Below are 6,967 nucleotides of genomic sequence, written 5' to 3'. Positions count from 1 at the left end.
GCCATTTCATGAGTGAGGGACAGGGCTTTTGACAGGCGCATAAAAAATCCGATGCTCGTTTCCAAGCATCGGATTTTGCGGCCTATGGGCTAAAGGTCAATGCGTCAGTCTTAACTGACTGGCATTAAGCCGAGGCTCTCCTTTTTTTCAACAACCCTCAGCCATTAGCCAATGGTCATCAGGCTGGCGTTACCGCCTGCCGCTGCAGTGTTCACACTCACCGCGCGCTCGATGACCAGGCGTTCCAGCGCAATCTGGTGATCACCGCTGGACAGCCCGTGCACCCCAACGATCGCCCCGGCACGCTTGGCTACCTGCTGGCATACGCCGCGCAGCTGGTCCGAGTCGCCATGGTGGATCACGGCGTCGAACGCCACTTCATCCTTGTTCCAGTCCGCGACCAGCTTCACCTTGGCCTGCAGCTCACGCGGCAGGCGGGCGCGCAGGGCCTTGCCCGGTTCACCGTCAACCCACACCGCCGAGCTGCCAACGGCCAGGACTGCGGCGAACTGCGCCAGCAGGTCGGTTTCGTTGTCGGCCAGGCACAGTACGTGCTCACGCGGCAGGATGGTGTAGCTGTTGCGCTCGCCGGTCGGGCCTGGCAGCAGGCGGGCGATGCCGCTCTGCGACTGGCTGGCGAACTGGCTGCACAGCGCGGCCAGGTCGGCCAGCTGGTTGTTCTCGGCCCAAGCCTTCAGGCCGTGCAGCGGCTTTACCAGCTGTTCGTGCAGGGTGCGGTCCGGCGTGCCTTCGCCGTCCTGCTGCTGGAAGTGGCGGCCAATGGCGTCGGCCGGGCGGGTCGACAGCAGGCGGTACAGGTACAGCGGGCCGCCGGCTTTCGGGCCGGTGCCGGACAGGCCTTCACCACCGAACGGCTGCACGCCCACCACTGCACCCACAATGTTGCGGTTGACGTACATGTTGCCGGCATTGGCGGTTTCCACCACTTTGGCAATGGTCTCGTCGATGCGGGTGTGCACGCCCAAGGTCAGGCCGTAGCCGGAGTTGTTGATCTGCTCGATCAGTTGGTCCAGATTGCGGCGGTTGTAGCGCACAACGTGCAGTACGGGGCCGAAAATTTCGCGCTTCAGCTCGTCGAAGCTGTCCAGCTCGATCAGGGTTGGCATGACGAAGGTGCCGCGCTTGATCTCGGCAGCATCGGCAATGGCGACTTGGTAGACCGAGCGGCCTTTCTCGCGCATGCCCTGGATGTGCTTCTCGATGCCGGCCTTGGCTTCGGCGTCGATCACCGGGCCGATGTCCACGGCCAGGCGGTCCGGGCAGCCCAGGCGGCTTTCAGCCATGGCGCCCTTGAGCATTTCGATCACGCGGTCGGCGGAGTCTTCCTGCAGGCACAGCACGCGCAGGGCCGAGCAACGCTGGCCGGCACTGTCGAAGGCCGAGGACACCACGTCGATCACGACCTGTTCGGTCAGTGCCGAGGAGTCGACGATCATCGCGTTCTGGCCGCCGGTTTCGGCGATCAGCGGGATCGGGCGGCCCTGGTTGTCCAGACGGCCAGCGACGTTGCGCTGCAGCAGGCGGGCTACTTCGGTGGAACCGGTGAACATCACGCCTTTGACGCGCTCGTCTCCGACCAGGCCGGCACCGACGGTTTCACCGCGGCCTGGCAGCAGTTGCAGCACGCCTTCGGGGATGCCCGCTTCCAGCAGCAGGCGCACGGCCTGGGCGGCGATCAGCGGGGTTTGCTCGGCAGGCTTGGCCAATACCGGGTTGCCGGCAGCCAGGGCTGCGGCCACCTGGCCGGTGAAGATCGCCAGCGGGAAGTTCCAGGGGCTGATGCACACCACCGGACCCAGTGGGCGGTGGGCGTCGTTGCTGAAGTCGTTACGTGCCTGCACCGCGTAGTAGCGCAGGAAGTCCACGGCTTCACGCACTTCGGCGATGGCGTTGGCGAAAGTCTTGCCGGCCTCGCGGATGAGCAGCCCCATCAGCGGCTGGATTTCGGCCTCCATCAGGTCGGCGGTGCGTTCCAGAATGGCAGCACGCTCTGCTGGCGGGGTGGCCTGCCAGATCGGCGCGGCGTTCAGTGCGCACTGGATGGCGTTGTCCACGTCGGCAACGGTGGCTTCTTGCACGTGGCCCACCACATCGCGGTGGTCCGCCGGGTTCAGTACCGGTGCGGCAGCGCTCTCGCTGGCGGTGCAGGCCAGCAGCGGGGTAGCCTTCCAGTCGTTGTGAGCGGTGGCCAGCATGGCGCAGGACAGCGATGCCAGGCGGTGTTCGTTGGCCATGTCGATGCCGGCCGAGTTGGCCCGTTCAGTGCCATACAGATCGCGCGGCAGCGGGATACGCGGGTGTGGCAGGCCGATACTGCCTTCCTGAGTACCCATGCGCTCGATGCTGACCACCGGGTCGGCGACCAGTTCCTGGATGGAGATCGAGTGGTCGGCGATGCGGTTGACGAACGAGGTGTTGGCGCCGTTTTCCAGCAAACGGCGCACCAGGTAGGCCAGCAGCGTTTCATGGGTGCCGACCGGTGCGTACACGCGGCACGGGCGGTTCAGCTTGCCATCGGCAATCTTGCCGACCACTTGCTCGTACAGCGGCTCGCCCATGCCGTGCAGGCACTGGAACTCGTATTGACCCGGGTAGTAGTTCTGCCCGGCAATGTGGTAAATGGCCGACAGGGTGTGAGCGTTGTGGGTGGCGAACTGCGGGTAGATGGCTTCTGGCACGGCCAGCAACTTGCGGGCGCAGGCCACGTAGGACACGTCGGTGTACACCTTGCGGGTATAGACCGGGTAGCCTTCCAGGCCTTCGACCTGGGCACGCTTGACCTCGCTGTCCCAGTAGGCGCCTTTTACCAGGCGGATCATCAGGCGGTGGCGGCTGCGCTTGGCCAGATCGATGACATAGTCGATCACGTACGGGCAGCGCTTCTGGTAGGCCTGGATAACGAAACCGACGCCGTTCCAGCCAGCCAGGGATGGCTCGAAGCACAGGCGCTCGAGCAGGTCCAGCGAAAGCTCCAGGCGGTCGGCTTCTTCGGCGTCGATGTTCAGGCCGATGTCGTACTGCTTGGCCAGCAGCGTCAGCGACAGCAGGCGCGGGTACAGCTCTTCCATCACGCGCTCGTACTGGGCGCGGCTGTAGCGCGGGTGCAGTGCCGACAGCTTGATCGAGATGCCTGGGCCTTCGTAGATGCCACGGCCATGCGAGGCCTTGCCAATCGAGTGAATGGCCTGCTCGTAGGACGCCAGGTACTTCTGCGCGTCCTGCTCGGTCAGCGCGGCTTCGCCGAGCATGTCGTAGGAGTAGCGGAAGCCTTTGGACTCGAAGCGGCTGGCGTTGGCCAGTGCTTCGGCAATGGTCTCGCCGGTGACGAACTGCTCACCCATCAGGCGCATGGCCATGTCGACGCCCTTGCGGATCATCGGCTCGCCGCTCTTGCCGATGATGCGAGTGAGCGAGGAGGTGAGGCCAGTTTCGTTGTGGGTGCTGACCAGCTTGCCGGTCAGCAGCAGCCCCCAGGTGGCGGCGTTGACGAACAGTGACGGGCTGTTGCCCAGGTGCGGCTGCCAGTTGCCGGTACTGATCTTGTCGCGGATCAGCGCATCGCGGGTGCCTTTGTCGGGGATGCGCAGCAAGGCTTCGGCCAGGCACATCAGCGCCACGCCTTCCTGAGACGACAGCGAGAATTCCTGCAGCAGGCCCTGGACGACACCGGCACGGCCGCCGGCGCTTTTCTGATTGCGCAGTTTCTCGGCAATGCTTGCGGCCAGTTTGTTGGTGGCTTCGGCCAGCGGTGCGCTCAGGCGCGCCTGCTCCAGCAGCATTGGCACCACTTCCTGCTCGGGGCGGCGGTAGGCAGCGGTGATCGCCGAGCGCAGTACCGACTGCGGCAAGATGCTCTCGGCAAATTCGAGGAAGCACTGGTGGCTGTGGTCGGCCAGGACTTCACCGGCATCGTCGGCCGGGTTGCTGGCCTGACCGTTGAGTTCGGTCAGGGTGGCACCACCCTCGAGCTTCTCCAGGTAATTGAAGATCGCTTGCTTGATCAACCAGTGAGGCGTGCGGTCGATGGACTGCGCAGCTGCTTTGAGTCGCTCACGGGTCGGGTCGTCGAGTTTGACCCCAAGGGTGGTAGTCGCCATTTCTTATCCTCGTTATTGCCACGGTTGTGGCCTAAGCTGGCATCAAGAGTAGCTGTAGGACAATTCGGGTGCAACTAGGTGCAACCTGAATTTTTTGTGTAGAAGGTGCAACTCGTCCGATAGCCATTCCCGTCCCCTGAAAAGGGGCTTTTTTGGTGTGATTTATTCTGAAAAACCGGTTTTTTACTCCCGAAAGGAGCAAAAAATGGGTTTTGTCGGAAAATGCACTGGCAGGTGCAACTTGCAAAAGAAAAATGGTTGCACCTTCTTTGCGTTGTTGCATAGCATTCGCCGCCTGGGTGCAACCGCCATCGCTGCGGTTGTGCATGATAAAAACAAACGCCAGGGCACACGCATGGGCAATCCACTAACGATCACCTTCGTGATCTACATCGCAGCAATGGTGCTGATCGGCTTCGCCGCCTATCGCGCCACCAAAAACCTTTCCGATTACATTCTGGGCGGTCGCAGCCTGGGTAGCGTGGTTACCGCGCTGTCTGCCGGTGCCTCCGACATGAGTGGCTGGCTGCTGATGGGCCTGCCTGGTGCCATCTACTTCGCGGGCCTGTCCGAGGTCTGGATCGCCATCGGCCTGACGGTTGGTGCCTACCTGAACTGGCTGTTCGTGGCCGGCCGGCTGCGCGTGCAGACCGAGCACAACGGTGACGCGCTGACCCTGCCGGACTATTTCTCCAGCCGTTTCGAAGACAATAGTGGCCTGCTGCGTATCATCTCCGCCATCGTGATCCTGGTGTTCTTCACCATCTATTGCGCCTCCGGCATCGTTGCCGGTGCCCGTCTGTTCGAGAGCACCTTCGGCATGTCGTACGAAACCGCGCTGTGGGCGGGTGCAGCGGCGACCATCGCCTACACATTCATCGGTGGTTTCCTGGCTGTGAGCTGGACCGATACCGTGCAGGCCACGCTGATGATCTTCGCGCTCATCCTCACCCCGGTGTTCGTGCTGATCGCCACCGGTGGCTTCGACCAGACCTTCGCCGCTATCGAGGCGGTGAACCCGGCACACTTCGACCTGCTCAAGGGCGCTACCTTCATCGGCATCATCTCGCTGATGGGCTGGGGCCTGGGCTACTTCGGCCAGCCGCATATCCTGGCGCGCTTCATGGCCGCTGATTCGGTAAAGTCGATCGCCAAGGCGCGCCGCATTTCCATGACCTGGATGATCCTGTGCCTGGCGGGTACCTGCGCTGTAGGCTTCTTCGGTATCGCCTACTTCTCGGCCCATCCTGAGCTGGCAGGCCCGGTAAGCGAGAACCACGAGCGTGTGTTCATCGAACTGGCCAAGATCCTGTTCAACCCATGGATCGCAGGTGTCCTGCTGTCGGCTATCCTGGCCGCGGTCATGAGTACCCTGAGCTGCCAGTTGCTGGTGTGCTCCAGTGCCTTGACCGAAGACTTCTACAAAGCCTTCCTGCGCAAGAATGCTTCGCAGGTCGAACTGGTGTGGGTCGGCCGTCTGATGGTGTTGGCCGTGGCCCTGATCGCCATCGCCATGGCTGCCAATCCGGAAAACCGCGTACTGGGTCTGGTGGCCTATGCCTGGGCTGGCTTCGGTGCTGCCTTCGGTCCGGTGGTACTGATCTCGGTGCTGTGGAAAGGCATGACCCGTAACGGTGCGCTGGCCGGTATCGTGGTGGGTGCGCTGACGGTGATCCTGTGGAAGAACTTCGACACCCTCGGGCTGTACGAGATCATCCCAGGCTTCCTGTTCGCCAGCATCGCCATTGTTCTGGTGAGCAAGCTGGGCAGCCCTTCGCAGGCGATGGTCAAGCGCTTCGAAGCTGCTGATGCGGCGTATCACGCCGACAAGTAACACCCGTTGAATTGGCGGCGCCTGCTTTGCGGGTGCCGCCAATCAGCAGCCAGGCCTGACTCCGCCTGCAAGGCAAGGTAAACTTGCCGCCTTCGCAGGAGTTGCCATGAACTATCGTCACGCCTTCCACGCCGGCAACCACGCCGACGTCCTCAAACACATCGTGCTGACCCGCCTCATCGCCCTGATGTCGCGCAAAGAGCAGCCTTTCGCCTATATCGATACCCACGCAGGGCTCGGCCTGTACGACCTGCAGGGCGACCAGGCAAGCCGTACCGGCGAGTACCTGGAAGGCGTAGCCCGCCTGTGGAATCGCGATGACCTGCCGGCCATGGCCGACGACTACCTGCGCATCATCAAGCGCCTGAACGCCGATGGCGAGCTGCGCTACTACCCGGGTTCGCCCGAAATGGCCCGTCGCCTGATGCGCCAGCAGGACCGCGCTCTGCTCAACGAGAAACACCCCGAAGACGGGCCGCTCCTCAAAGAAAACATGAAAAAAGACCCGCGCGTGACCGTGCACCTGGGTGAAGGCTGGCATGTGCCGCGGGCCTTGCTGCCGGTGCAGGAAAAGCGCGCGATCATGCTGATCGACCCGCCGTTCGAGCAGGCCGATGAGCTCAAGCGCTGCACCACTGCCATGAAAGAGGCGATCGGCCGCATGCGCCAGACGGTTGTGGCTATCTGGTACCCGATCAAGGACCAACGCTCGCTGACCCGCTATTACCAGGACCTGACCAGCACTGGTGCGCCGAAACTGTTGCGGGTTGAGCTGTATGTGCATCATCAGGACAGCCCTCAGGGGCTGAACGGCTCTGGCCTGGCCATCGCCAACCCGCCGTGGGGGCTGGAGGATGAGCTTAAGGAGCTGCTGCCATGGCTGGCCAAAGAGCTGGCACAGACTGCCGGTAGTTACCGCATGGACTGGCTGATCGCCGAGTAAACCTGTAGGCGCGGGTTTTCCCGCGAACACCGGCTACGCCGGTGCCATCCACCGCGTTGCCTGCTTCGCGGG

The 6,967-nt window shown here is 62.9% G+C and carries 4 protein-coding genes; 2 read left to right on the top strand and 2 right to left on the bottom strand.

Annotated features, from left to right (window positions below):
- Window positions 1-164 precede the first annotated feature (164 nt).
- Both putA and ACYCCG_RS20220 read right to left on the bottom strand, forming a co-directional pair.
- Entirely contained in the window at window positions 165-4,118 is a 3,954-nt protein-coding gene (putA, locus tag ACYCCG_RS20225) for a trifunctional transcriptional regulator/proline dehydrogenase/L-glutamate gamma-semialdehyde dehydrogenase (RefSeq protein ID WP_459671559.1), read from the bottom strand.
- 31 nt (window positions 4,119-4,149) lie between these two features.
- The gene (locus tag ACYCCG_RS20220; RefSeq protein ID WP_252461270.1) at window positions 4,150-4,446 is read right to left on the bottom strand and encodes a hypothetical protein; all 297 of its coding nucleotides are present in this window, start codon (window positions 4,444-4,446) and stop codon (window positions 4,150-4,152) included.
- A 27-nt stretch (window positions 4,447-4,473) separates the two neighbouring features.
- Here ACYCCG_RS20220 and putP point away from each other — a divergent pair, with 27 nt between their 5' ends.
- Together putP and ACYCCG_RS20210 are read left to right on the top strand one after the other, a co-directional pair.
- Window positions 4,474-5,952, top strand: a complete 1,479-nt coding sequence (gene putP, locus ACYCCG_RS20215) for a sodium/proline symporter PutP (protein ID WP_339444464.1) — start codon at window positions 4,474-4,476, stop codon at window positions 5,950-5,952.
- Between the two features lie 106 nt (window positions 5,953-6,058).
- Window positions 6,059-6,895: a 23S rRNA (adenine(2030)-N(6))-methyltransferase RlmJ gene (locus ACYCCG_RS20210; RefSeq protein ID WP_459671558.1), complete on the top strand. Its 837-nt coding sequence runs from the start codon at window positions 6,059-6,061 to the stop codon at window positions 6,893-6,895.
- Window positions 6,896-6,967 lie beyond the last annotated feature (72 nt).

The sequence above is a fragment of the Pseudomonas sp. VEM90 genome (assembly GCF_054611535.1).
This window is presented reverse-complemented; position numbering and strand designations above follow the sequence as displayed.

Excerpts from the sequence above, each read along its gene's own strand:
- putA (WP_459671559.1), bottom strand. The coding sequence starts at position 4,118 with ATGGCGACTACCACCCTTGGGGTCAAACTCGACGACCCGACCCGTGAG.
- ACYCCG_RS20220 (WP_252461270.1), bottom strand. The coding sequence starts at position 4,446 with ATGCACAACCGCAGCGATGGCGGTTGCACCCAGGCGGCGAATGCTATG.
- ACYCCG_RS20210 (WP_459671558.1), top strand. The coding sequence starts at position 6,059 with ATGAACTATCGTCACGCCTTCCACGCCGGCAACCACGCCGACGTCCTC.
- putP (WP_339444464.1), top strand. The coding sequence starts at position 4,474 with ATGGGCAATCCACTAACGATCACCTTCGTGATCTACATCGCAGCAATG.